Origin of the sequence: Pseudomonas sp. MMS21 TM103, from assembly GCF_022132145.1 — a bacterium.
Taxonomy (GTDB): domain Bacteria; phylum Pseudomonadota; class Gammaproteobacteria; order Pseudomonadales; family Pseudomonadaceae; genus Aquipseudomonas.
Window position 1 is genome coordinate 407927 of sequence record NZ_JAJISP010000002.1, and the last position, 24172, is coordinate 432098.

Here is a 24172-nt window from a genome sequence, read left to right on the forward strand (position 1 = left end):
TCCGAGCCTCACTCCACCTGTCCATGCTGGCATTGTTGGCCACTGGCGAAGTGTTGGGCAATGACCTGTTCGACAGCGACTACGCCATGCCTGAGGTACTCACTGCCACGCGCCTGAAGCAGTCGCCGGCGGCAGTTCCCGGCAGCGTCACGGTACTCGACAGCGCCTTGATCACAGCCAGCGGCGCCCGTGATATCCCGGAACTGCTGCGCCTGGTACCAGGCATGATGGTCGGCTACCGCAACGGCAACCAGGCTACCGCCAACTACCATGGCAGCAATGTCACCGAGGCACGCCGCCTACAGGTGCTTATTGATGGTCGCTCGGTCTATCGTCCCGGCCTGGCTAGCGTGGACTGGACGGATATCCCCGTGGCCATCGAAGACATCGAGCAAATCGAGGTGTTTCGCGGACCGAACACCGTCAGCTATGGCGCCAACGCCCTGATGGGGGTGATCAATATCCTCACCCGCCACCCCCTCAACAGCCGCGGCACTCGCCTGAAAACCACCCAGGGCCAGCGCGGCATCCATGACTGGTATGCCAGCCACGGCAATGCCTGGCAGGACGGCGCACTGCGCCTGTCACTGTCAGGCCTGCAAGATGACGGCTTCGATCACGACCAGTTCGGCCGCGATTACCGCGACAGCCGTCGGCTCAACCGCTTCAGCCTGTCCGCCAGCCAGCAACTCGACAGCCGTCACAGCCTCGACTGGCAACTGGCGGCCAAGGAAGGCAGCAACCAGCGGCCCTATGGCTATACCCCGGTGTTCGACGCAATCGCGCCTGGCGACAAGGGGTCGGACGTAAAGGCCCGCGACTACGCCGGCTCACTGCGCTGGACCCTCGACTTGAGCCCCGAGCACAGCCTCCATCTGCAAAGTTCGGCACAGCACTGGCAACGCAAGCAGGTCTGGCGCGCCTGCGAGGCGGAAGTCGCCTTCAGCCCGGCCCTCGGCGAGTTGTGGGATCTCAACCCCTTCTATGTGGTCAAGTTCGGCGAGAACCCGCTCGGCGCGGTGCCTCCCGGTACGGCCCAGGAACAGGCACTGGCCACCGCCGTGCGCGCGCAATTGCTCGGCGGTGCCGCGGCCCCCGTCTGCGGCGACGTCAACCAGAGCATGCGCGAGACCCGCTACGATTTCGAACTGCAAGACACCCTGAGCCTTTCCGACGACTTGCGCCTGCTCAGCGGCCTGGGCTATCGCTACGACCAGGCGGACTCCGAGACCTATTTCAACGGCGCATTGAGCAACCACATCTGGCGCCTGTTCGGCCACCTGGAGTGGCAACTCGGCGCCCACTGGCTGGTGCAGGGTGGCGCCATGCTGGAAGACGACCAGCTGTCCGGCAGCTCGCTGACCCCGCGCATCGCCGTCAATTACCTGATCACTCCGCGCCACGGCCTGCGCGCGGTGTACTCCGAAGCCGTGCGCTCGCCAGACATGTACGAGAACAACGTCGACTGGCGCTACCGAGTGCGCAACCTGCAGCCGCAGGCCTTCGGCCAGAGCAGCGCGACCTATTTCGCCCGTTCCCGTGGCCCCGGCAACCTCGACCAGGAAATCATGCGTTCGCGTGAACTGGGCTACAACGGCTCATTTGCCGATGCGGGCATCAGCCTGGATATCAAGCTGTTCTACGACGAAATCCACGGCATGATCAGCGAGCCGCTGCGCAACGACAGGTTTTTCCCGAGCAACGCCAACCGCATGCGCTTCAGCGGTGCCGAGACCCAGATCGACTGGCAACTCAGCCATGCCGACCGTCTGCGCCTGAGCTACGCCTACGTCGACTTCAGCGCCAGCAGCCGCCTCGATCGGCGCCTCACCGCGCGCCACAGCGGATCCGCCGGCTGGCTGCGCGACTGGGGTCAGGGCTGGTCGAGCGCGCTGTTCTATTACGGCGCCGACCAGCTCAATCAATTCCATTTCCAACGATTGGACCTGCGCGTGGCCAAGCATATGGTCATCGGCAATACCGCCCTGGAACTGGCCGGAGTCTTGCAGCAGCGCCTCGACGATGAGGCTCTGACCTGGCAAGAAAACCGCCACGACCAACGACACCTGCTGTATTTCAGTGCGGAGCTAGACTTCTAGGATGGATTACACCGCCTCACGGATGAGCCCCATGCACTATTCATGGACACGCTACTGGCTCCTATTCTGCTGCCTCTCGTGCAGCTTGCCGTTGCGTGCTGCCGAGATCATTCTCAGCGGCGCCGAAGACAACCCAGCCATACACGCATTCAGCGCCGCCCTGGCCGAGCTGCGGCCGCTGGATCGGGTGCGGTTCATGCCGCTGGCACAACTGCCGAGCCCCAAACAAATCCCTGCCGATACCCGCCTGATTCTGCTTGACCTGCCCGCCCTCGACTGGCGCCTGAGCACTGCCGGCCCACCGACCCTGATGCTGCGCATCAGTCGGGTGCACGCCCAGGAACGCCTCGGCGATCGCCGTCCGGCAAATATCAGCCTGCTCTGGAGCGACCCGGCTCCCGCCCGCCAATTACGCCTGACCCGCCTGCTGTTGCCGCAGGCACAACGGATCGGCGTGCTTTACGACGAGCACAGCCAGTTCCTGCTCGACGAACTGCGCCGCGCCGCCACATCGCTGGGGCTGGAAATCGTTGGCCAAGCCTGGCCGGACAACCGTGACAATCGCCCCCTGCTGGCCCTGCTGCAGCGCAGTGACCTGATATATGCAGTGAACGATGAGGACCTGTTCAATCCACGCACAGCAAAAAACCTGTTGCTCACCAGCTACGCCCAACAGCGCGCCATGATCGGCCCCAACTCCAGCTTCGTGCGCGCCGGCAGCCTGGCGAGCATTTACAGCGACCGGCAAGACTGGCTGAACAGCCTCAACCAACTGCTCGACCAGCCTCCCGAGAGCTGGCCGCGCAGCGCTTACCCCGCCTATTTCAAAGTACTCGGCAACCGCCAAGTGGCGCGCGCACTGGCCATAGAACTGGCCGATGATGCGCGCCTGGCGCAGCAAGTGGCTGAAGGAGAAAACCTATGAAGCTGGGCCGTGGCTGGGACCTGCATACCCGCACTCAGTTGATCAGTGTCGGTCCGGCGCTGCTGATGACTTTGCTGTTGACTGGTTTTTTCACCTTCGAGCGCCTACAGGATCTGCGCCAAGAGCTCGACCACACTGGCCAGTTGATTGCCAGTCAGCTGGCCCCGGCGACTGAATATGGGGTTATCTCCGGCAACCTTGAGGTGCTCGACGCCCTGTTGCAGGCGACCCTGAAGACCCCGCACGTGCGCTTTCTCGAAGTGCGTGACCACGCCGACAACATCCTGGTGTATGTCGAACAGCCCAGCAGCAAAGGCCAGGGCAACACACAGGTGGAAATCTTCCATGCGCCCATTCGCCTGCAGCGGATCGCGCTGGACAGAGACTTTCTGCAAACACCGACTAGTGACGCGGGGCAAGCAACCGAGCACGACCTTGGTCGTGTTGTGGTCGGCATGTCGAATGACGCCTTCAACAGCCGGCAACAGGAAATTCTCCTCAAAGCCGCGGCGCTGGCGCTGCTCGCCCTGATCCTGACCTTTATCCTCGCCCGCCGCCTGGCGCGCCGCTTGTCACAACCCCTGAGCGCCATGGGCGACGCAGTCACGGCAATCCAGGGCGGCGACTTCCGCACCGCCCTGCCCGAACCCGAGGATGGCGAACTGGGCGCCCTGGCCCGACATATCAACAACCTGGCCAATGGTCTGAATCGCGCCGGCCTCGAGCAGGAGCAAGCCATGGCGCTGCTGATCAAGGCACGCGAAGAGTCGGAGCGTGCCAACAGCGCCAAATCCGACTTCCTGGCCATGATGAGCCACGAACTGCGCACCCCGATGAATGGCGTACTGGGCATGCTGCAACTGCTGGAAACCACCCAGATGACCCAGGAACAGGTGGAATATGCGGCGCTGGCTGCCGAGTCCACCGAGCACCTGCTCAAGGTCATCAACGACATTCTCGACTTCTCACGCATTGAGCGCGGGGCACTGGAACTGGAATCCATCCCCTTCAACCTGCTGGAACTGGTGCAGGCCTGTGTGCAGGTGTTCCAGCACAGCGCCCAGCAACGCGGTCTGGAGCTGCAACTGGACACTCAGGGCGGCCTGGAGTCGCTTGAAGTTCAAGGCGACCCGACGCGCATTCGGCAGATCCTGGTCAACCTGATCGGTAATGCACTGAAGTTCACCGAATCCGGCAGTATCCGCGTGCAAACCCGCTGGCAAGCGCTGGATGATCAGGTGTTGTGGCTCACCTGTGCAGTGCACGACAGTGGCATAGGCATCTCGGCCGAACGCCTGGAACACATGTTCGACGCTTTCCAGCAGGCCGACACCTCGATTTCCCGGCGCTACGGCGGTACCGGCTTGGGCTTGCCAATCGCCCGCACCCTGGCCGAGCGCATGGGCGGCACCCTGCGCGGCGAAAGCCAGGAGCAGTGCGGCTCGGTTTTCACCCTGGAAATACCCCTGCCCTTCTCCCGCCAGCTCCGCCAGATCACCGCCAATGCCCCGGCACAAGAGCACCAGGGACAAGGTCAGGATGTGCTCCTGGTCGAGGACAATCCAGTCAACCAGACCGTGATCGAGGCCATGCTGCGCAGCCTCGGGTATCAGGTCTGCCTGGTCGGCGATGGTGCCCAGGCGGTACAAAGCGTGGCGCGCCAGCACTTTGCCGCCATCCTGATGGATTGCCGCCTGCCGATCATGGATGGCTATGAGGCCACCCGACAAATTCGGCACCTCACGGGCCAGGCCGATATACCGATCATCGCCCTCACCGCCAATGCCTTGCAGGGCGATCGCGAGACCTGCCTGGACGCAGGCATGAATGATTACCTGGCCAAACCCTTCAAGCGCGCTGATCTGCAACGGATACTGCTACGCTGGCTGCCACCCCGACCTTCGACCAGTGTTCAAGACAGCTAAAGTATTGCAGGCTTGACCTGCATAGGCTTACCAATGCGCCCCGCTGTGGCAAGATATCGGGGTCGGAGTACCGTGTTACTCAGCGCGCTGTGACTTTCACCACAACGCAACAGTCTATGACTAGGCTACCGGTAGACGCACAATAAGTGGCGTGACCGCCCAGGACGATTCACCCAGCCTTGGCGCATGGGAAATATTGAGGAGCTCGCATGACCAAACAAAACGCCTTCACCCGGGAAGACCTGTTGCGCTGCAGCCGCGGCGAACTGTTCGGCCCAGGTAATGCGCAATTGCCCGCCCCGAACATGCTGATGATCGATCGCATCACCCACATCAGCGACACTGGCGGCAAGTATGGCAAGGGCGAGATCGTTGCAGAGCTCGATATCACCCCGGACCTGTGGTTCTTCGGTTGTCACTTCGAAGGTGACCCGGTGATGCCAGGCTGCCTTGGCCTCGACGCCATGTGGCAGTTGGTCGGTTTCTTCCTCGGTTGGCAAGGCAACCCTGGCCGCGGCCGTGCGCTCGGCTCGGGCGAAGTAAAGTTCTTCGGTCAGATACTACCGACGGCCAAGACAGTGACCTATAACATACAGATCAAACGCACCATTACCCGCTCGCTGATCCTGGCCATCGCAGATGGTACTGTCAGCGTCGATGGCCGCGAGATCTACAGCGCCGAAGGCTTGCGCGTCGGCCTGTTTACTTCTACCGACAGTTTTTAAAGGATTCCCCCCATGCGTCGCGTCGTGATTACTGGTCTGGGCATCGTTTCCTGCCTGGGCAATGACAAAGAAGCCGTCTCCGCTAGCCTTCGCGCTGGCAAGTCGGGCATTCGGTTCAATCCTGAATACGCCGAGAAGGGCCTGCGCAGCCAGGTTTCCGGCTCTGTTGACCTGAATCTGGAAGAGCTGATCGACCGCAAGGTCTACCGCTTCATGGGCGATGCGGCGGCCTTCGCCTACCTGTCCATGCAGCAGGCCATCGCCGATGCTGGCCTTAGTGACGAGCAAGTATCCAACCCGCGGGTCGGCCTGATTGCCGGCTCCGGTGGTGCTTCGACCTTCAACCAGATGGAAGCCATGGACATCCTGCGCGAGAAAGGCGTCAAGCGTGTCGGCCCCTACCGCGTACCGCGGACCATGGGCAGCACCGTTTCCGCCTGCCTGGCCACCCCGTTCAAGATCAAGGGCGTGAACTACTCCATCTCCTCGGCCTGCGCCACCAGCGCCCATTGCATCGGCAACGCGATGGAGCAGATCCAGATGGGCAAGCAGGACATGGTGTTCGCCGGCGGCGGCGAAGAAGAGCACTGGAGCCAGAGCTTCCTGTTCGACGCCATGGGCGCCCTCTCCACCCAGTACAACGAGACCCCGGACAAGGCCTCGCGCGCCTACGACGCCAAGCGTGACGGTTTCGTCATCGCCGGCGGCGGCGGCATGGTCGTGGTCGAGGAACTGGAGCATGCGCTCAAGCGCGGCGCCAAGATCTATGCGGAAATCGTTGGCTACGGCGCCACTTCCGACGGCTACGACATGGTCGCCCCGAGCGGCGAAGGTGCGGTGCGCTGCATGCAGCAGGCGCTGGCCACCGTGGATACGCCCATTGACTACCTGAACACCCATGGCACCTCGACTCCGGTCGGTGACGTCGCGGAAAGCCGCGCCGTGCGTGAAGTGTTCGGTGCCAAGGCGCCGGCCATCAGCTCGACTAAGAGCCTGACGGGCCACTCCCTGGGCGCTGCCGGTGTCCAGGAAGCGATCTACTGCATGCTGATGATGGAAGGCAACTTCATCGCCGGCTCGGCCAACATCGAGGAAATCGATCCCGAGATCGCCGACCTTCCGATCCAGCTCAAGACCGTCGAGAATGCCAAGATCGACACCGTCATGAGCAACAGCTTCGGTTTCGGCGGCACCAACGCCACCCTGGTACTGAAGCGCTGGACCGGCAAGTAAAGCGGCACCTGTAGCGGCTGGTTCAACCAGAACCAGTTGATCGCACGACAAAGGGCGCCCATGGGGCGCCCTTTGTTTTGCCTGGCATTCAAGCCACTTCCTTCACTTCATCGCTTGCCGTCTTGGCCCTGAAGCGCGGCAACAACATGGGCACACGCTGGCGATAGGCCTGGTACTCCGGATGAGCCCGCAGCAGATCGCGCTCTTCGAAGAAGATGCCGATCAGGATGTAGGCACTGGTCAGCAGTGCGAACAGCAGGTGCGTGGCTGTCATCTGCGGGGTGCACCAGAAGGCGAAGAACCAGCCCAGATACAGCGGATGACGCACCACCTTGTACGCTGCCGGAGTCTTGAACGGCAGCGCGGTGTAAGGCTTGCCCAGCAGTTGCAACCAGACCTGACGCAAGCCGAACAGGTCGAAGTGGTTGATCAGGAAGGTGCTGTACAGCACCAGCGCCCAACCGAAGGCAAACCCGGCCGACAGCAGCAAACGAGCACTGCGATTGTCCACCTGCCAGATGACCCCACCCAGCGGCTGCCAGAAGTAGAACAAGGCAATCAGGGCCAGGCTGGAAAGCAGGACATAAGTGCTGCGTTCGGCTGCCTGGGGGATGATCCGTGTCCACCAGGCCTTGAAGGCCGGCCTCGCCATCACACTGTGCTGTACAGCGAACAACGTCAGTAAGAGCACGTCGATCACCAGGGCATTGCCCAGAGCAAGCTCGGGCACACCGTCTATCCGCTGTGGCACCAGCGGCAAGTTGCCAACAAAAGCGATGGCATAGAGAAACGTGGCAAAGAACACGGCATAGCTGGCCACACCGTAGAAAAAGATCGCAAGGCGTTTCATGGTAGGAACCTCATGGCAGACCAGATCTGATCGGCTGGTCGCTGAATCAAGGGATTAGCAGGCGGCGTGACCGGCATCCAGCACGTTGCACACCTCGGTGATGCGATCCGCCGGAAAGCCACTGATCTGTGCATGGCGCCGGATCAACTCCGGGCTCTCGGCCAGGTAGATACAGAACAGCTTGTCGTCGGTGACATAGGAGTGCAGCCACTGGATATCGCCACCCAAGCCTTTGAGAACCTGATGAGAGTGGCGAGCAGCAACGGCCAGTTCGGCCTGGTTAATTTGCCCGGCACGGGGGATATGGCGTTCGATCACATAGCGTTTCATGGGTACGTCCTGCCTCGTTTTGCAAAGCTGCAGACCGTTCTGCAGTTGAGGTCAGGTTGCACTGCGCCTGTATCAGTAGAACCACTGGGCGTGCATGCTTTGTATGGGTTTGGTTTCAGTCGGTTTTGTGGGCCAGCGTTGCGCTTAACCAATCATGCAGCCGAACTTGGTCGAGGGGCTTGTGCAGCAGTGCACAGACACCCTGGGCCAGCACCTCGGTCTCACTCAAGCCATCGCTGAACCCGGTATAGAGCGCGATCGGCCAATCGGCACGGGCAGCCAGCAGGCGCCGGGCTAGCTGCAAGCCGGTCAGGCGTGGCATGCACTGGTCGAGGATCACCAGATCCCAGGCATAGGGGGTGCTCAACAACTCCACTGAAGCCTGCTCGGCGTCACACCAAACCTGCACTTCGAGGCCCCAGCCAGCCAGACGTTCGGCCATGAATTCGACCACCAGCGGCTCATCATCGACCACCGCCACGCGCCCACGCAGCCTGGGCAAGACGTCCTCAGCTAGCGCAGCAGGCTTGACTGACAGCATCTGGCTCAAGTCTTCGTCGAGCAACGGAATCAGCACCTCGAAGCGAGAGCCCTTGCCGAGCTCGCTGCGCAAGCGGATATGCCCGGCATATTCATGGACGATGCCATGGGCCATGGACAGCCCCATGCCGCTGCCTTGCCCCTGCGCCTTGGTACTGAAGAATGGCTCGAAGATTCGGCCCTGCAGCTCCTCGGCAATACCTGGCCCGGAATCCTCCACCGACAGCCGCAGATAATCGCCAGCGAAGCACTGCTGACAGGACGCGCACACGCCCTGCTGTACCCGGCAACGCTGCAGGTCGATACGCAGGCGGCCGACGCTCCCCATGGCATCGCGGGCATTGATGCACAAGTTCATCAATACCTGCTCCAACTGCACCGGGTCGACCAGCACCGGCGGCAGGTCGGCGGTCAGCTCTGTCACTATTTCCACGCTGGCGGGCAAGGTCGACTGCAGCAGCTGCAGGAAATCGCCGATCAACTTGCTCAGTCGCACCGGCTGCGGCTGGCCGCGGCTGCCGCGACTGAAGGTGAGCATTTGCTGGATCAGATCGCGGGCTTTTTCCGCCGACTGTTGCACCCGCGCCAGGTAGCGGCACAGGCGCTCATCCTGCTGTTGCTCGGCCAACTCCTCGGCCATCACCGTGTAGCCGAGCATGCTGGTCAACAAATTGTTGAAGTCATGGGCGATACCGCCAGTCAGATGGCCGATTGCCTCCATCCGCTGAGCCTGGCGCAACTGCTGTTCGAGTCGCTCGCGCTGCTGCTCGGCCTCCTGGCGCTCGGTGATATCGCGTACGAAACCGATGAAGTGGGGCCCCTCTGGGCTCTCCACCACGGAAATGGCCAGTTCGGCAGGGAACTCCTCGCCGCTGGCGCGCTGCGCCCGCACCTCGACCCGCCGTCCCAGATAGGGTCCTTCGCCGGTTTCCAGGTAATGCTGAAACCCCTGCTGGTGAGCGGCGCGGGTGCGTTCGGGAATGAGCAACTCGGCCAGGGGCCGGCCCCGCACTTCGTCTCGGCGATAGCCAAAACACTGCTCGGCCGCGGGATTGAAGGTGGTAATACGCCCCTGGGCGTCCATGCCGATGATGCAGTCCAGCGCACTGCCGACGATGGTGCGGTACTGCTGTTCACTTGCGCGCAAGGCACTTTCGGCTTCCTTGCGCTGGGTTATTTCGCGGGTGAAGGCGAGAATGCGGTCGATCCCGCCGATGGTCGCGCGCTTCAGGAACACCTCATCCCAGTGCAGGCTGCCGTCGCGGCTGCGCCTGCGCCACTCGAAGCGCTGCGGCCCCTCGCTGCGTGCCCGCCTCAGCCAGCTGGCGGCGTCCTCGCCGGTGTAGGGTGAAGAGCCGGCACTGAAGACGTCAATATTGCGCTGCAACATTTCCGTGTAGCTGTAGCCATAGGCCTGGCAGGCGCGTGGATTGACATCCACCAGGGCGCCGCTGTCCAGGTCATGAACGAAGATAGCGTCCTCCGAGGCCTCAAAGATCGCCCGGTAGCTGGCCTCGGCATCCAGCCGCTGCAGCTCTGCGGCGGCCCGTACGGAGAAGATGCGCAGGATCGACTCGACCTGATTGCGCGCCGGCAGCGGCCCGCTGTGCCCCACGGCGATCAGACCCAGTGGTCGACCATCGCTGGCGAACAACGGGTAACCGGCATAGCTGTCCAGTTTGAATACGCGCAGGCTTTCGTCGGCGGCATAGCGCTTGCCCAACTCAGACTCGACCAGGTGAAAGGCTTTGCCGAATACGTCCTGACAGGGGGTACCCGCAATCGGGTAACTGACATTGCCGCGCAACTTGCCGGCGTAGTAGAGCGCCAGGGTGCTCAATTGCTGACTACTGGGGTCACTCATGCGACTGACGAAGGCGAAGTCGGCATGCAGCGACCGCGCCAGATAATGCACCAGCGCCTCGAACACCTCTTCGCTGCTGGCCGCCGCCACACCCAGGGCGACATGCCGCAGCGCCTCCTCGACCCGCTTGCGCTCGCTGATATCGGTGGAGATGCCGCACACGGCGATCACCTGTCCACTCTCGTCGAACAGCGGGAACTTGCTCGACAGATAGGTCCAGGAACGATTCTGCAGCAGCAGCTGCTCCTCGAATTCCACTGAATGGCGCAGGCTGATCACGCTCAGATCATTGGCACGCAGTCGATCGGCCACCTCGCTGGCAAACAGTTCATGGTCGCTGCGTCCCAGCACCTGCTCGGCCTGCATTTTGAAGAAGCGTTCAAATGCCGGATTGACCAAGCAGTAACGGCCTTCCAGGTCCTTGATGTAGATCACCGCACTGCTGTTGTCGACGATCTGCCGCAACGGATGATCGAGGACACTGCTGACCAGTGTCGGAGTCGGCTGAGTCATGTCATGTCTCCCCCATAACCGCTTTATCCTGAGTATAGGGAGGCGCAGCGCCGCCCAGTCGTGGCGGCAACCAGGCTGAAACAATTGAAACAAGCCGGACTCAGAGCACCAGCATGTAGCCAACGCCGCGCACAGTACGAATGATCTGTGGTTTTTCCGGGTCGTGCTCCAGCTTGCGGCGCAGACGAGCGATGCGAATATCGATGGACCGATCGTAAGGATTCCAGTCGCGGTTCTGGGTCAGATTGAGCAATTGATCGCGAGACAGGGGCCGGTTGGGGCGCTGCACGAAGGCCTGCAACAAGTCGAATTCCATGGCCGTCAGCACGACTTCCTGTCCCTGCTCGTCGCACAGTTGGCGGCGCTGCAGATCGAGGCGGTAACGTCCCAACGCAATGCCGGCGGCTGGTTTATCGGGCTCACTGCGCGCTGCTCGCCGATAGCGGCGCAACACACTCTTGACCCGCGCGAGCAGTTCACGAAGATCAAAGGGCTTGGCCAGGTAATCGTCGGCCCCCACCTCCAGGCCGATGGTGCGGTCAACCGGGCTGCCGGCGCCGGATATCATGATCACCGGCAGGTCGTGGTGTTCGCGCAGAAAGCGCGCTAGGCTCAGGCCGTCCTCGCCGGGCAGGCCGACATCCAGCAGCACCAGGTCGGGAATCACCGATTGCAGGGACTCGCGCATCTGCACACTATCGGCGCAACCCGCCACCCGATAGCCGTGCCCTCCGAGGTAATCTTCCAGTAGTTGACGTACAGCGTCGTCATCGTCGACCACCAGGATCTGCACGCCCTCCTCCATGCCACCACCTCGCCGACAGGCCATTCCTTACAGCATAGACAGGTCAGCCGCTGACGCTGCTGCGTTCAAGACGCATGCGCTCATGTCGCCCGACTGATTGACCAGGATCAAAGCCCAGGTCCCAGCACACCCTATGCTGTTACCCAGTCAAAACACGCCTGCCTTAAGGGCGGATGACCACTACATGAGGAATGCGGCATGACCCTAAAGACCATCAGCGCCCAGGGACAGATGAATGCGGGCATGAGCATCGAAGTGCAATGCGGCGAGCACCGCCTGGTCATGGACCAACCCCAGCACGCCGGTGGCCAAGGACTGGGGCCGACGCCCCTGGATGTGGTGATGGCCGCTGTGGCCGGCTGCTTCGGCACCCTGGGTCGCTACATCGCCCATCAGCAGAAGATCGAGCTGCGCGGCATGCGTTTCGAGATCGAAGCCGACTACGACCCCGACGGTTTGCTTGGCCGGCGCGATGACGTGCGCCCAGGGTTCCAGGCGCTGAGGGTCAAGGTAGAGATCGACGCTGACCTCAGTCGCGAGGAAAAGCAGGCCTTTCTCGAAGAGATCGAACGACGTTGCCCGCTGGCCGACAACCTGCTCAACGGTACCCAACTGCACAGCCAACTGGCCTGACCTGCCTGATCAGGCTCAGCGCACCTGAAAACGCTGCTCGGCCAGCTTGCGGTCATCCTGGAACACCAGGAAATGCCACTCACCCGCAACGACCTCATGGGGTTCGCTGAACTCGAAGGCCATGAGGTCCTGGGGTGCGCCCGGAACCAGCGCCTGTGTCACCACGAACTTGTCGTGATGCTTGCCATCCGGGGTGGTGATGCCAGGCGTGAGATAGAGCAGGGTCAGCGGCGCATCCCCGGCTGTTTTTCCCGCCAGGCTGTAACGCATGCCGAACTTGGTGCCGAGCTTGGCCGGGATCACCTCGCGGCGTTCGATTGGCTGGTTGCTCCGGGTCAGCAGCCGCTCGCCCGGTTTGAAGTCATCATATTGGCTGGCGAAGATACCGTATTCCACGGGCCCCTCGACCCGTACCTCGGCCTGCACCAGTCCAGTCATCAGCATGAGTGCGGCCAGCGCACTGAAACGGGGGTATTGCATGTCGCGCTCCTTGTTTGGGATGGCGCGAGCCTATGACACCCTTGTGACAGGCGAATGACAGCTGCTACTTGGCAGGCGTCGCCCCTGCCTTGCGCGGCAGTATGGCGAGGAAGTTGTCCCGCGCGACCCTGTGCGCCACCTCGGCGGGCAACGCATCGAGGAACGGTTCGAAGCCCTGCATGAGTTCGCCCACGCTATCGAAACGGCCGACCACGTCGGAGCCGAGCATGAAACGCTCTGGATAGCGACTGACCAGTTCCAGCCAAGCCGGGTCGGGCGCGCCCTGCTCATCCAGCAAATAAGGCCTGAGCATGCTCCAGGACAGATCGATATAAAGGTTCGGGTAGGCTTCGAGCATACGATCGAGAGTCGACAGGAGGAAATCCAGCTTGTCCTGATGCCGGTGTACTTCCAGGCTGGTGCCGGCATGTGCCCAGATAAAGCGCACGTGCGGATGATTGCGCAGCGGCGCTTCCATTTCCGCCAGGTACAGCGGGTTGCGCTCACGCTGGGAGGTGATGTTGGAATGCAGCATCACCGGTAAATCGTACTCGGCGGCGAGGTGATAGACCCGCGCCAGCGCCTCGTTGTCGGCTCGAGGAGCATCCCCATGGATCAGCGCGGTCAGGTCGTCGTGCCGGGTGAACACCTCGCCGATGCCCTGCCACAACCCCGGATCCATTTCGAGCATGCGGCGGATATGCGCATCGGCGTTCATGTCGGTGGGATTGAAGCCGGACAGGAAGGGGTGAAAGCGCCTACGCTGTTCGGCGGGCAGCTGCTTGAAAGCATGCGCGATCAACACATCGGTGGCGCTGTACCAATAGGCATTGGCGTCATCGCCGGCGTAGTAGCGCGGACGCTTTGGTTCGTTCTCGTCCCATTTCTTCGCCACCGGGATGCCCGACAGCATCACATGCTCGACCTTGGCCTCGTCCATGCGTTTGAGCAGCTTGTCCATGCCGGCGCTTTCCTGGAAAAAATCGACGTAATGCAAGTGGGCATCGCTGTAGCGATAATCGCGGGAATGCGCACTGCTCGCGGCCAAAGCGAGGAACAGAATCAGGCTCAAACGTAGAAGTGGCAAAGCAGTGTCCTCCTGACAGCATGGACTGGGTAGACCCAGCAGATGCCCAGCAAGTTCAGCCAGCAGCCTGGCGTGACCAACGCCACCAGGGTGAACATGCAAGGCCAACGATAACCTGCACACCGTCGCTGCGCTCTGGCGGCGCTGGTCTGCAACCGCAGCCATGGGCTAGGCTGGCAGCCTAGCCCTATGCCGTATCCGGAGTTGCCATGAGTGCTAACCACAATGCAACCGGCCTGCTACTGATCCGGCCGCGCCAGGAGGACATCGCGGGGCAACCGATCCTGCGCCTACTGCCATCGGCCAAATGCCGCAGTGTCGGCCCCTTCGTATTCTTCGACCATATCCTCGAGAAGACCTATCCGCCCGGACCCGGCCTGAACATCAACCAGCACCCGCATATCGGCCTGTCGACCCTCACTTACCTGTTCGAAGGCCAATTGCAGCACAAGGACAGCCTCGGCTCGGATCAACGGGTCAAGCCTGGCGAAGTCAGCTGGATGACCGCCGGCCGCGCGGTGGCACATATCGAACGCACCCCGGCCAGGTTGCAAGATAGCGGCTCGCGCCTGCATGGCCTGCAAATCTGGTTGGCGCTGCCCGAAGCTGACGAACAAGGCGAACCCAGCTACAGCCATTACCCAGCCAGCACGTTGCCGCGCAGCGAAGCCATGGGTGTGCAGATTTGCCTGATCGCCGGTACTGGTTTCTGCCTGGAATCGCCCGTACCGGTAGGCTCGCCAACGCTGTATGCCGAGCTTAAATTGGTCGCCGGTGCCAGCCTGGTTATTCCCGCTGAACACCCGCAACGGGCACTGTATCTGATCGCTGGAGAAGCCCAGCTTGACGATCAAGCGCTGCCGCTGCGTGGCCTGGCGATACTGCCCGAGGGCGAAACCTTCACCCTCAGCGCTTGTGGCGAAAGCCACCTGGTGCTGATCGGCGGTCAATCCCTGGGACCACGACGGATCGATTGGAACTTCGTTGCCAGTGACCCGGCGCTGATCGAGCAAGCCCGCGAGCGCTGGAAAAACAACGATTGGCCCAAGGTGCCGGGAGAAACCTCGCGCATCGAACTGCCACGCTAACGAGGCGCCAGCGGCCTTGACCTTGGCCCGTTGTTTGCGCGCTCGTCACTGCGCCGCGAACACCTCGTCGAACAACTGGTTCATCGCCTTGTAGGCCCGTGCCGCCACCCGGGGATGATAGTCGTTGCGCCCCGGTACATTGGCCTGCGGGTTGGTGAAAGAATGCACCGCGCCGCCATAACTGATCAGTTGCCAATCGGTGTTCGCCGCCTTCATCTCGGCGATGAAGTCCTCGACTTGCTTCGGCGGTACCGATGGATCCTCAGCACCGTGCAACACCAGCACCGGCGCCTTGATGTTCTGCGCATCGGCCGGGTTCGGCGTATCCAGATTGCCATGGAAGGACACGAAGCCTTGCAGGTCGCCGCCCGAGCGGGCCAGCTCAAGCACCGCGCCGCCGCCGAAACAGAAACCAATGGCGCCCAGCTTGCCGGCATCCAGGGCGACCTGGGGCGCTTGCGCCTTGAGCATCTCGACCGCAGCCTGGGCCCGCTTGCGCATCAAGGCCCTGTCGCCGCGTAGCGCACCGGCTGCCGCTCCCGCTTCCTCGGCATTGCTCGGGCGCACCGCCTTACCGTACATATCGGCCATGAACACCACGTACTTGTCAGCGGCGATCAGCTCGGCCTGCTTCGCCGAGTTCTCGGTCACCCCCAGCCAATCCGGCACCATCATCAAGCCGGGTCGAGGCGTCGTCACCGCATCGTCATAGATCAGCAGGCCCTCGAAGGGTTCACCGTCGATCTGGTAAGGCACGGGCTTGACCACGACTGCGGCCTCGGCGAGGCCGACCAGGCCAGCCAGCGCCACAAGCATGAGTGATTTGTTCATCGAGCTGCTCCTGTTCAGTGGGTCACCCTGAAACAGTAGCGCCTGCCGCCGCACCGCCAAGAAAAAAGCCCGCTAATGCGGGCTTTTTTCATTGCTACAGGTGTCAGGCCGAGAGTTCGACCAGCAGCTTGTTGAGCCGCTGCACGTAAGCAGCCGGATCTTTCAGGCTGTCACCAGCCGCCAGCGCAGCCTGGTCGAAGAGGATGTGGCTGAGGTCGGCGAAACGCTCTTCGTCGGGTTCGGCATCCAGCTTCTCGATCAGCGGATGGTTGGGATTGAACTCGAAGATCGGCTTGGATTCCGGAACTTTCTGTCCACTGGCTTCGAGAATCTGGCGCATCTGCAAACCCAGGTCCTGCTCGCCGATCGCCAGGATCGCTGGCGAATCGGTCAGGCGGTGCGACACCCGCACCTCCGCGACCTGCTCGCCCAGCGCGGCTTTCAAGCGCTCGACCAAGCCTTCTTTAGCCTTGGCGACTTCTTCCTGTGCCTGCTTGTCCTCTTCCGAGTCCAGCTTACCCAGATCCAGGTCGCCACGGGCGACATCGACGAAGTGCTTACCGTCGAACTCGGTGAGGTAGCTCATCAGCCACTCATCGATGCGGTCGGTGAGCAGCAGCACTTCGATGCCTTTCTTGCGGAACACTTCCAGGTGCGGGCTGTTCTTCACCTGGGCGTAGGATTCGCCAGAGAGGTAGTAGATCTTGTCCTGGCCTTCCTTCATGCGGCCGATGTAGTCCGCCAGGGCCACGTTCTGCTCGCCCGCCTCGCTGCTGGTGGAGGCGAAACGCAGCAAACCGGCGATCTTCTCCTTGTTGGCGAAATCCTCCGCCGGACCTTCCTTGAGCACCTGGCCGAAGTTCTTCCAGAACGCCTGGTACTGCTCGGGATCGTTCTTCGCCTGTTTCTCCAGCATGTCCAGCACGCGCTTGGTCAGCGCCGACTTCATCGAATCGATGACCGGATCCTTCTGCAGGATCTCGCGGGAAATGTTCAGCGACAGGTCGTTGGAGTCGATAACACCCTTGATGAAGCGCAGGTAAAGCGGCAGGAACTCGTCAGCCTGGTCCATGATGAACACGCGCTGCACATACAGCTTGAGGCCCTTGGAGGCATCGCGCTGGTACAGGTCGAACGGCGCGCGGCCCGGCACATAGAGCAACGAAGTGTATTCCAGCTTGCCCTCGACCTTGTTGTGGCTCCAGGTCAGCGGATTGTCGAAGTCGTGGGCGACGTGCTTGTAGAACTCCTGGTACTCCTCGTCCTTGATCTCGTTGCGTGGACGGGTCCACAGCGCACTGGCGCGGTTGACGGTTTCCCACTCAGGCTCGGCCGGTTTATCAGCCTCTTCACCCTGGTGCTCTTTCGGCAACTCGATCGGCAGGGCGATATGATCGGAGTATTTCTTGATGATGTTGCGCAGACGCCAGCCGTCGGCGAACTCTTCCTCGCCCTTCTTCAGGTGCAGGACGATACGGCTGCCACGCTCGGCCTTTTCGATGGTCGCAACCTCGAAATCACCCTCACCCTGCGACGACCAATGTACCCCTTCGGCTGCCGTCAAGCCGGCACGACGGCTGAACACATCGACCTTGTCGGCGACGATAAACGCGGAATAGAAGCCCACACCGAACTGACCGATCAGGTGGGAATCCTTCTTCTGATCACCCGAAAGGTTCTTCAAGAAGTCGGAAGTGCCCGACTTGGCGATGGTCCCAAGATGGGCAATCGCCTCCTCGCGGCTCATGCCGATGCCGTTGTCTTCGAGGGTGAGGGTATTAGCCTTCTTATCGAAGCTGACGCGAATCTTCAGCTCGGCACCGCCTTCCAACAGCTCAGGATGGGCAAGCGCTTCGAAGCGCAGCTTATCAGTCGCATCCGATGCATTGGAAATCAGCTCCCGGAGGAAGATTTCCTTATTCGAATACATCGAATGGATCATCAGGTGAAGCATCTGCTTCACCTCGGTCTGGAAGCCCAGGGTTTCTTTTTGAGTTTCCACACTCATGGTCGTTTAACTCCACATGGTTGACTAAGCCGAAATCCGGCGGATGTCATGCAGATGGGGGCAAGCTGTGGGATTTCAAGTAGTTGACCAAGCGCCTCAGCGGTTGTGGAAATCCCCCAACACTGTGCCAAGGCCCTCTGCCGGCGTTCGCGGCAAGGCGTGCTACGCACGAACGGGGGATTACTCGCTTAGCGCACCGTCAGCAACGACTGCGCAGTAGGCGCGTCTCTTCACGACCTTTCAGGGCTCTAGCAGCTCGATCGTGCTGATGTCCTCAGGCCGCAAGGCATAGCTGGCCGCGCCCGAACCGCTCAGACGCTGACGGATGATCAGGCGACCCTGCTGGTCGACTCCCTGAAACCGCCCCTCCGCCGAACTGCCGCGCGTAGTCGATACGCGCATGGTCAGGTTCTCGTAGCGGCTTGGGCTGCGCAGCAGACCTTCCAGACTAAATCGCAGGCGCCTATCCAGCGGACGGCTAATGCGCTCGCCCTTTGCCGTCTCGACTGGCGCGACGTCCACCTCAGGAGCGGGCGTCGCGACTGTCCGCTCCGCTAATGGCGCAAAGCGATCGGCGTCAACCGCCCAGCCGCGGGAGGCGCTCTTGTTCAGGCGCACGGGCAGGCGCTGCGTCTGCCCGTTGATCTGCGCCTCGACGGTCAGCTCGAGGACCTCGGCCGGCAGCGTCACTACTGGCAAGTCGCCCACCTGCACCGAGCGAGTGGCAAAGCGCCGCTGCAGATAATCCTTGATGACATAGGCCAGGGTGTCGATGGAGTCGACTTGCCGGTCGACCTTGCCGTCGCGATAACGCAAGCCATCGCGAAACACCTCGATCCTGCCGCTCAGGGTGGTCTTGAATTGCGCAGGCAGGACCAGATGAAAATCACCGGCCAGCTTGTTCGGCGGCAGCGGCTGCAGGTCCAGGTGCAGGGTGTAGCCGTGACTCAGCCGACGCGCCTCGGGCAACTCCTGCTCCGGCAGCAACCAGCTCACTTCGATGTCCGGCAATGGGCCTGGGTCGCCTGGCAACACGTCAAGGCGCAAGGCGCCCGTCACGGGCTGCAGCAGGCGGATGACCAGTTCGCGGCTGGCAAAAAAATCCTGGCCTTCGCGCAGGCTGAGCACGTTGCCGAGCAACTCGCCCTGCCGCGGCACAAATGGCTGGCCATTCAGCTCGCCGTTCAACTCGATGGACAACTCCGCCGGAGCCTGCACCTCTGGCTTGAGCCACTGCAAGCTCAACAACGCATGCAGGCGCTGCGAATCCTGGCTGGCCAGCAGGGTCAGACCGACGACCAGCGGGATAAACCCCAAGGCGCTGAGGCCCAGCGCCTGACGCGCACTGCGCCAGTGGCGCAGCACATACAGCAAGGTAAACGGCGGCAGCAGGCTCGCCCAGCCCCAGAGCAGACCCGTGCCAAAAGCACGCATCACCAGCCAGACCAGGCCGGCCAGAATCAGCAGCAAGCCACCGAGGATCAGCAACGCGTCCATTCAGGTTCCTTTAGTAGAGAGACCAAGCCGGTCCGCTGGCGGTGGCGGACTCAAGGCTCATCGACCTTGAAGTGCGCCCGCGCCGTGGCAATAGGCTCGGTTTGATTGGTTTGCCAGGCGGTAATTGCCACGTTGGCGACGCGTCGACCTTGTCGCCACACCTGGCACTGGGCATAGGTGTCACGATAATGACCGGCGCGCAGGTAATCTATCGAGAAGTCGATGATTTTCGGCAAATGTGGAATGCCCATGAACATCAACAGATGGAGCATGGCGGCATGCTCCATGAAGCCGGCGATCACCCCACCGTGCAACGCCGGCAGGATCGGGTTGCCGATGTTGTCCTGGTTGGACGGCAAGCGGAAAACCATGTCCTCGCCCAGTCGCAGGCATTGCATGCCGAGCAATTTGGCATAAGGCATCCGGCTGATCAGCGCGTCGTAGTCACCGTTTTCATGGGCCAGGGATACCAATTGATTGAGCGTCAACTCACTCATGCACCAGCCCCTTGAATGTCACGTTTGAGTTGCTTATCCCCCGGCACGCCTTTGCCCATGCGCATGAAAGTCCCGACTACGTGGGCAATCGGCTGCGCTGGGTCGTCCTGATAGGCATAACCGCGGGTGAAGATGATATTCGGCGTAACCCGGTAGCATTCGGCAAAACCGAATACGTCCTTGTTTGGCTCGGCCGGATGCATGTAGTCGATGCGCAAGTCGAGGGTTGGGCAAACCTCGAACTCAGCTAGCGCACAGACGGTTGAAATGCCACAGGTGGTATCCATCAGGGTGGTTATCGCACCACCGTGAATCACCCCGGATTCCGGATCACCCACTATCTGCCTGCTATAGGGCAAACGCAGGGTCAGACCGAGGGGACTGGCATCATGTACCTGGATACCGAGCACCTGGCAGTGACGCAGCGCCGCCAAGAAGCGCTGCGCCCGCTCGAGAATGAGGGTATTGCTCATCGATTCAGTCCACCACAACGGTATAAAGGGCGCGCATGATAGCCCCTCACCGGAGCCAGGCACATTACCGCAGTGCTGAGACGCTGTGACTCCCGCCGCGGCTGAAGGCGCGCGACGCACACCTGGAGACGGCCTTGCGACGGCGGTCGATAGTTTCCCAAGCGCTGAAGCAGCCCCCTAAACACAATTGGCTGGGAACTTAATCGAACGGGCATGCTCGAATTGGCTATGCCTGGGGCAACTCAGCCATCATAAATGTCTACAAGGAGTATTGACCGTGCAAAAAACATTTACCTACAGCCTGCTTCTCGCTGCTGTCCTGGCCTTGGCCGCCTGCGAAAAAACCCCAGAAGACAAGATGGAGTCGGCCAAGGAGTCCATGTCGGATGCAGCTGAATCCATGGGTGACGCGGCCAAAGATACCGGCGATGCCATCAAGCAGAAAACAGAAGAAGTGATGGAAGACTAAGCCGATCACCGGCAAGGATCGCGAATCACGCCATCTGCGATGCCGGTGTCCCGCTCAATGACAAGGCCCGCGTTATGCGGGCCTTGTCATATCTGCTGTCTTTACAAGACTGGAGTCAGCATCAGCAACAGGCTGGACAGCAAACCAACCCCCCACACCAGGCTGCGCTGCCAGTGCATATCTGCCCAATAGAACAGCAGATACAGCACCCGCGAGATTACGAAAGCCAGCGCCAGCACATCCACCAGCACCCCATTGGTCTGGGTGACATGGGCCATCAGAACGCCCACGGCAAACAGCGGAAAGGCCTCAAAACTGTTCAGATGGGCCGCCAAAGCGCGCGCGCCGAAACCCGTCAGCCGGGCTTGCTGGCTGCGCGGGTGATGATTGTCATACACCCCGCTCTCCTGCTGCATGGCCCTGGCCACTGGCGCCTTGGCAATAAAAATCAGTATCGCGCTAATAAAGATGCACCAGAACGGCAGGCTCATTCGCTTTTCTCCTTGACGGCTTCGAACGTCGGGGTCTGGGTATAGACCATTACTTCCAACACATCGGAATGAAATTCCCGACGGTACAGCACAAGTACCACACCCGCGCTGAGTAACATGAATAGCCAGGGATTGATAAACCAGGCCAGAATCGCCATGCCGAAATAATAGGCGCGCAAGCCTTGGTTAAATTGGTTGGCTGCCATCGAAATCACCCGCGCAGTACGCTCGGCAAACGCCTTGCGCTCCTGCGCAGTGACATCTCGCTCGCCGATCATCGGTGCCGAGCCGATAAGAACCGCGGCAAAGTTGTATTGGCGCATGCACCAACTGAAGGTGAAGAAGGCATAGATAAACACCACGCCCAGACACAACAGCTTGACCTCGGACATTTCCCGGCTGGCAGCCTGAATAAATGGCAGGTCGGCGAGCAGTGAGACGGCGCGATCAGATGCACCGAGCACAGTGAGGATACCGGCCAGGATGAGCAAAGTGCTGGAGGCGAAGAAGGAGGCATTGCGCTCCAGATTGCCAATCACACTGGCATCGGCAATGCGGTTCTCGCGCAGCAACATGCGGCGCATCCAGTCCTCCCGATAAAGGTGCAGAACGCTGGCTAGGCAGGGCGTGGTCCGCCCCTTGAACAAGGCGTAACGGGTGTAGCCACCCCAGCACAACAGAAACCAAGAAATTGCGACTAACTGTTGCCACACATGATTGTCGATAGCGTCCATGAATCCTCCCTATGCAGGGCAGGATTATAACCAGCAAGTTTCGACCTGACTGCCTTCACTGCTTAACTTGCATAACAGCAATCGGGCATGCACGGCTTCATGGCACGCCAGCGCGCCCCCCTCTCAAGCGCCACGTCGACCACACCTCTTTATGCTGCTGATTTCAAAGTCACCACCCACTTCGCGATTGACATCGAGAGTTGCGCGTATGCGCCTCAGCCAGAGCTATTCAGTGGCTTGCAAAATGGGAGGCGATAGTGATGCTTCGGGGGGTGATGCCCGTACTGGGCATCTACGCCATTCGGTACAAGGTGACCGGCAGTCCTGTGGCGTCTGATTGATCAAGTGCGCCAGGTCGCCGCCGGGATCATGAGCCAGAACTGCAGCCAAGCTGAAACCGAGACCAGCCTGAGCGCGGCCGAATTGGCCGAACGCGGGCACACCCAGGCGCACCACTTCAACCTGGGCAGCGGCACTGGTTAACAGTGTTTGGCCGCGTTTGCAGATGAAACCAGCAGCGCCAGTGCCCCTGCAGAGGGACGCTGGCATGGTGCTTTAGGCCAGCACGCTCTGTGGCTTGCCCAGACAGCGGTCCAGCACCGCGACCAGCAACAGCGTGGTCAGCACCGGTACCAGCCAACCCAGGCTCTGTCCGGCCAAAGGCAATTTACTGAACAGCGCTGGCAGCCACTGACTGAAGCCTGCGGCGCCTATACCGTCGACCACACCGAAGATCAGCGTCACCGCCATGACGGGCACGAACACCCGACGAGGCGATAGCCACAAGGCGTCGAGCAGGCTCAGTGCGATCAACACGATAGCCAGCGGATAGAGGCCAACCAGTACCGGAATGGAGAAGCTGATCAACTGGGTCAAGCCCTGGTTAGCGACGAACAGGCTGAACAGCCCAAAACTCACCACAACCACGCGGTAGGACACCGGCAGCAGGCCGCTGAAGAACTCACCACAGGCGGTCAGCAGGCCTACGGCAGTGGTCAGGCAGGCCAGGGTGATCACCACCGCCAGCAACAGGCTGCCGGCGGTGCCGAAGGTGTGCTGCACATAGGCGGTGAGAATCTGTACGCCATTCTGCGCCTCACCGGCTATGCCTTGGCTGGTCGCACCCAGATAGAACAGCGCCAGGTACACCAGCGACAGCCCAGCAGCGGCGATCAACCCGGCGATCACCGAGTAGCGGGTTATAAGCTTGCCATCGGTGATGCCATGATCGCGGATGGCGGTGGCGATCACGATGCCGAATACCAGCGCGCCCAGGGTATCCATGGTCAGGTAGCCCTGCAGAAAGCCCTGCACGAAGGGCGCGGCCTGATATTCGGCCGCCGCCTGACCGATCTCGCCGGCCGGCAGGATAAAAGCCGCACCGCCCAACACCAGCAGCGCGGCCAGCAGCACCGGAGCGATGTACTTGCCGATGCGCTCGACCAGCTGCCCCGGATTGAGCGAGAGAAACATCACTGCGGCGAAGTACGCCAGGCTATAAAGCAGCAGCGGCGCGCCGTCGTTGCCGGTAAAGGGCGCGATGCCCATCTCGAACGAGACCACGGCGGTACGCGGGGTGGCGAACAAGGGGCCAATCGCCAGGTACACCGCAACGGCGAACAGCACTCCGGCGCGCTTACCCAGTGGCGCGGTCAGGAGCGCCATGCCACCGCCAACCCGCGCCAAGGCCACGATGGTGAGCAACGGCAAGCCCACTCCTGTGAGCAGAAAGCCCAGCGCCGCCAGGCCGATATTGCCGCCGGCAGCCATGCCCGCGCTAGGTGGGAAGATGATGTTGCCAGCGCCGAGGAACAGCGCAAAGGTCATAAAGCCAAGGGCCAGGATGTCCGAGCCTTTCAAACGATTCATAGAGGGAAATACCACAGGCAAAGAGTCATGAGTTCCGAGGGTTTCCCGAGGGTTCGGGGGAAACGTCGCCCAGCGCGTTGAGCTGAGCCCTGTTACACCGCTCACCGCTTGTGGCAGTTTGGGCGTGAATAGTTGCAAGCCTAACGAATTTGCCCGTTCTGCGGCAGGGCCGAAGGTCAGGCTGTCCGACCGGCATACATAGCTGT

The 24172-nt window shown here is 61.3% G+C and carries 23 protein-coding genes; 9 read left to right on the plus strand and 14 right to left on the minus strand.

All coding sequences use genetic code 11. The annotated features are described in order from the left end of the window. Nucleotides 1-23: 23 nt before the first annotated feature. The 5 genes from LJY18_RS08925 (at nucleotide 24) to fabB (ending at nucleotide 6907) form a co-directional block, all read left to right on the plus strand. A complete protein-coding gene (locus LJY18_RS08925; RefSeq protein WP_238041856.1) occupies nucleotides 24-2099 on the plus strand; it encodes a TonB-dependent receptor plug domain-containing protein in 2076 nt (691 codons plus the stop codon). Between the two features lie 31 nt (nucleotides 2100-2130). After that, entirely contained in the window at nucleotides 2131-3024 is an 894-nt protein-coding gene (locus LJY18_RS08930) for an ABC transporter substrate-binding protein (RefSeq protein WP_238041457.1), read from the plus strand. Beyond that, nucleotides 3021-4949: a response regulator gene (locus LJY18_RS08935; RefSeq protein WP_238041458.1), complete on the plus strand. Its 1929-nt coding sequence runs from the start codon at nucleotides 3021-3023 to the stop codon at nucleotides 4947-4949. Before LJY18_RS08930 ends, LJY18_RS08935 begins: the two co-directional genes overlap by 4 nt. A 209-nt stretch (nucleotides 4950-5158) precedes the next feature. Continuing rightward, the gene (gene fabA / locus LJY18_RS08940) at nucleotides 5159-5674 is read left to right on the plus strand and encodes a 3-hydroxyacyl-[acyl-carrier-protein] dehydratase FabA (protein WP_238041459.1); all 516 of its coding nucleotides are present in this window, start codon (nucleotides 5159-5161) and stop codon (nucleotides 5672-5674) included. Between the two features lie 12 nt (nucleotides 5675-5686). Next, on the plus strand, nucleotides 5687-6907 hold the full coding sequence (fabB, locus tag LJY18_RS08945) for a beta-ketoacyl-ACP synthase I (protein ID WP_238041460.1): 1221 nt from the start codon (nucleotides 5687-5689) through the stop codon (nucleotides 6905-6907). An 88-nt stretch (nucleotides 6908-6995) separates the two neighbouring features. Here the strand turns inward: fabB and mddA are convergent, their stop codons facing one another. The 4 genes from mddA to LJY18_RS08965 all read right to left on the minus strand — a co-directional run bounded on the left by mddA (nucleotide 6996) and on the right by LJY18_RS08965 (nucleotide 11833). Beyond that, complete coding sequence (mddA, locus tag LJY18_RS08950; RefSeq protein WP_238041461.1) at nucleotides 6996-7757, minus strand: methanethiol S-methyltransferase; 762 nt, start codon at nucleotides 7755-7757, stop codon at nucleotides 6996-6998. Nucleotides 7758-7811: 54 nt separating this feature from the next. Then, complete coding sequence (locus tag LJY18_RS08955; protein WP_238041462.1) at nucleotides 7812-8087, minus strand: DUF4242 domain-containing protein; 276 nt, start codon at nucleotides 8085-8087, stop codon at nucleotides 7812-7814. Between the two features lie 115 nt (nucleotides 8088-8202). After that, nucleotides 8203-11004, minus strand: coding sequence for a PAS domain S-box protein (locus LJY18_RS08960; protein WP_238041463.1), 2802 nt, complete (start codon nucleotides 11002-11004; stop codon nucleotides 8203-8205). Nucleotides 11005-11104: 100 nt separating this feature from the next. Continuing rightward, nucleotides 11105-11833 (minus strand): response regulator, encoded by a 729-nt coding sequence (locus LJY18_RS08965; RefSeq protein WP_238041464.1) that lies wholly within the window; start codon nucleotides 11831-11833, stop codon nucleotides 11105-11107. Nucleotides 11834-12007: 174 nt separating this feature from the next. On the opposite strand from LJY18_RS08965, the gene LJY18_RS08970 reads away from it, so the two are divergent. Continuing rightward, nucleotides 12008-12442, plus strand: a complete 435-nt coding sequence (locus LJY18_RS08970) for an OsmC family protein (protein ID WP_238041465.1) — start codon at nucleotides 12008-12010, stop codon at nucleotides 12440-12442. Between the two features lie 15 nt (nucleotides 12443-12457). Here LJY18_RS08970 and LJY18_RS08975 read toward each other — a convergent pair whose 3' ends face one another. Both LJY18_RS08975 and LJY18_RS08980 read right to left on the minus strand, forming a co-directional pair. Further along, nucleotides 12458-12922, minus strand: a complete 465-nt coding sequence (locus LJY18_RS08975; protein WP_238041466.1) for a DUF3859 domain-containing protein — start codon at nucleotides 12920-12922, stop codon at nucleotides 12458-12460. Between the two features lie 64 nt (nucleotides 12923-12986). Then, entirely contained in the window at nucleotides 12987-14009 is a 1023-nt protein-coding gene (locus LJY18_RS08980) for an amidohydrolase family protein (protein WP_238041467.1), read from the minus strand. Nucleotides 14010-14218: 209 nt separating this feature from the next. Here LJY18_RS08980 and LJY18_RS08985 point away from each other — a divergent pair, with 209 nt between their 5' ends. Further along, nucleotides 14219-15097 (plus strand): pirin family protein, encoded by an 879-nt coding sequence (locus LJY18_RS08985; RefSeq protein WP_238041468.1) that lies wholly within the window; start codon nucleotides 14219-14221, stop codon nucleotides 15095-15097. A gap of 45 nt (nucleotides 15098-15142) precedes the next feature. Here the strand turns inward: LJY18_RS08985 and LJY18_RS08990 are convergent, their stop codons facing one another. From LJY18_RS08990 to LJY18_RS09010, 5 genes are all read right to left on the minus strand, one after another. Beyond that, nucleotides 15143-15928, minus strand: coding sequence for a dienelactone hydrolase family protein (locus LJY18_RS08990; protein WP_238041469.1), 786 nt, complete (start codon nucleotides 15926-15928; stop codon nucleotides 15143-15145). 103 nt (nucleotides 15929-16031) lie between these two features. Continuing rightward, nucleotides 16032-17936 (minus strand): molecular chaperone HtpG, encoded by a 1905-nt coding sequence (htpG, locus tag LJY18_RS08995; RefSeq protein WP_238041470.1) that lies wholly within the window; start codon nucleotides 17934-17936, stop codon nucleotides 16032-16034. 240 nt (nucleotides 17937-18176) lie between these two features. Then, a complete protein-coding gene (locus LJY18_RS09000) occupies nucleotides 18177-19433 on the minus strand; it encodes an MFS transporter (RefSeq protein ID WP_238041471.1) in 1257 nt (418 codons plus the stop codon). A 50-nt stretch (nucleotides 19434-19483) separates the two neighbouring features. After that, nucleotides 19484-19930: a PaaI family thioesterase gene (locus LJY18_RS09005; RefSeq protein ID WP_238041472.1), complete on the minus strand. Its 447-nt coding sequence runs from the start codon at nucleotides 19928-19930 to the stop codon at nucleotides 19484-19486. Further along, nucleotides 19927-20403: a PaaI family thioesterase gene (locus LJY18_RS09010; RefSeq protein ID WP_238041473.1), complete on the minus strand. Its 477-nt coding sequence runs from the start codon at nucleotides 20401-20403 to the stop codon at nucleotides 19927-19929. Before LJY18_RS09010 ends, LJY18_RS09005 begins: the two co-directional genes overlap by 4 nt. Before the next feature lie 277 nt (nucleotides 20404-20680). Between LJY18_RS09010 and LJY18_RS09015 the strand changes: the two genes are divergently transcribed. Beyond that, nucleotides 20681-20872, plus strand: coding sequence for a hypothetical protein (locus LJY18_RS09015; protein WP_238041474.1), 192 nt, complete (start codon nucleotides 20681-20683; stop codon nucleotides 20870-20872). A gap of 101 nt (nucleotides 20873-20973) precedes the next feature. On the opposite strand, the gene LJY18_RS09020 is transcribed toward LJY18_RS09015, so the two are convergent. Further along, the gene (locus LJY18_RS09020) at nucleotides 20974-21363 is read right to left on the minus strand and encodes an MAPEG family protein (RefSeq protein ID WP_238041475.1); all 390 of its coding nucleotides are present in this window, start codon (nucleotides 21361-21363) and stop codon (nucleotides 20974-20976) included. Further along, a complete protein-coding gene (locus LJY18_RS09025) occupies nucleotides 21360-22097 on the minus strand; it encodes a DUF599 domain-containing protein (RefSeq protein WP_238041476.1) in 738 nt (245 codons plus the stop codon). The genes LJY18_RS09020 and LJY18_RS09025 overlap by 4 nt, the downstream gene beginning before the upstream one ends. Nucleotides 22098-22442: 345 nt before the next feature. On the opposite strand from LJY18_RS09025, the gene LJY18_RS09030 reads away from it, so the two are divergent. Further along, nucleotides 22443-22580 carry a hypothetical protein gene (locus LJY18_RS09030; protein ID WP_238041477.1) on the plus strand — a complete coding sequence of 46 codons (138 nt, stop codon included), beginning with the start codon at nucleotides 22443-22445 and terminating at the stop codon, nucleotides 22578-22580. Nucleotides 22581-22652: 72 nt separating this feature from the next. Here LJY18_RS09030 and brnQ read toward each other — a convergent pair whose 3' ends face one another. Further along, nucleotides 22653-23966, minus strand: a complete 1314-nt coding sequence (brnQ, locus tag LJY18_RS09035) for a branched-chain amino acid transport system II carrier protein (protein WP_238041478.1) — start codon at nucleotides 23964-23966, stop codon at nucleotides 22653-22655. Between the last annotated feature and the right edge of the window lie 206 nt (nucleotides 23967-24172).

Coding starts and splice junctions, on each gene's coding strand:
- LJY18_RS08925 (WP_238041856.1), top strand. CDS start 24: ATGCTGGCATTGTTGGCCACTGGCGAAGTGTTGGGCAATGACCTGTTC.
- LJY18_RS08930 (WP_238041457.1), top strand. CDS start 2,131: ATGCACTATTCATGGACACGCTACTGGCTCCTATTCTGCTGCCTCTCG.
- LJY18_RS08935 (WP_238041458.1), top strand. CDS start 3,021: ATGAAGCTGGGCCGTGGCTGGGACCTGCATACCCGCACTCAGTTGATC.
- fabA (WP_238041459.1), top strand. CDS start 5,159: ATGACCAAACAAAACGCCTTCACCCGGGAAGACCTGTTGCGCTGCAGC.
- fabB (WP_238041460.1), top strand. CDS start 5,687: ATGCGTCGCGTCGTGATTACTGGTCTGGGCATCGTTTCCTGCCTGGGC.
- mddA (WP_238041461.1), bottom strand. CDS start 7,757: ATGAAACGCCTTGCGATCTTTTTCTACGGTGTGGCCAGCTATGCCGTG.
- LJY18_RS08955 (WP_238041462.1), bottom strand. CDS start 8,087: ATGAAACGCTATGTGATCGAACGCCATATCCCCCGTGCCGGGCAAATT.
- LJY18_RS08960 (WP_238041463.1), bottom strand. CDS start 11,004: ATGACTCAGCCGACTCCGACACTGGTCAGCAGTGTCCTCGATCATCCG.
- LJY18_RS08965 (WP_238041464.1), bottom strand. CDS start 11,833: ATGGCCTGTCGGCGAGGTGGTGGCATGGAGGAGGGCGTGCAGATCCTG.
- LJY18_RS08970 (WP_238041465.1), top strand. CDS start 12,008: ATGACCCTAAAGACCATCAGCGCCCAGGGACAGATGAATGCGGGCATG.
- LJY18_RS08975 (WP_238041466.1), bottom strand. CDS start 12,922: ATGCAATACCCCCGTTTCAGTGCGCTGGCCGCACTCATGCTGATGACT.
- LJY18_RS08985 (WP_238041468.1), top strand. CDS start 14,219: ATGAGTGCTAACCACAATGCAACCGGCCTGCTACTGATCCGGCCGCGC.
- LJY18_RS08990 (WP_238041469.1), bottom strand. CDS start 15,928: ATGAACAAATCACTCATGCTTGTGGCGCTGGCTGGCCTGGTCGGCCTC.
- htpG (WP_238041470.1), bottom strand. CDS start 17,936: ATGAGTGTGGAAACTCAAAAAGAAACCCTGGGCTTCCAGACCGAGGTG.
- LJY18_RS09000 (WP_238041471.1), bottom strand. CDS start 19,433: ATGGACGCGTTGCTGATCCTCGGTGGCTTGCTGCTGATTCTGGCCGGC.
- LJY18_RS09005 (WP_238041472.1), bottom strand. CDS start 19,930: ATGAGTGAGTTGACGCTCAATCAATTGGTATCCCTGGCCCATGAAAAC.
- LJY18_RS09010 (WP_238041473.1), bottom strand. CDS start 20,403: ATGAGCAATACCCTCATTCTCGAGCGGGCGCAGCGCTTCTTGGCGGCG.
- LJY18_RS09020 (WP_238041475.1), bottom strand. CDS start 21,363: ATGAGCCTGCCGTTCTGGTGCATCTTTATTAGCGCGATACTGATTTTT.
- LJY18_RS09025 (WP_238041476.1), bottom strand. CDS start 22,097: ATGGACGCTATCGACAATCATGTGTGGCAACAGTTAGTCGCAATTTCT.
- brnQ (WP_238041478.1), bottom strand. CDS start 23,966: ATGAATCGTTTGAAAGGCTCGGACATCCTGGCCCTTGGCTTTATGACC.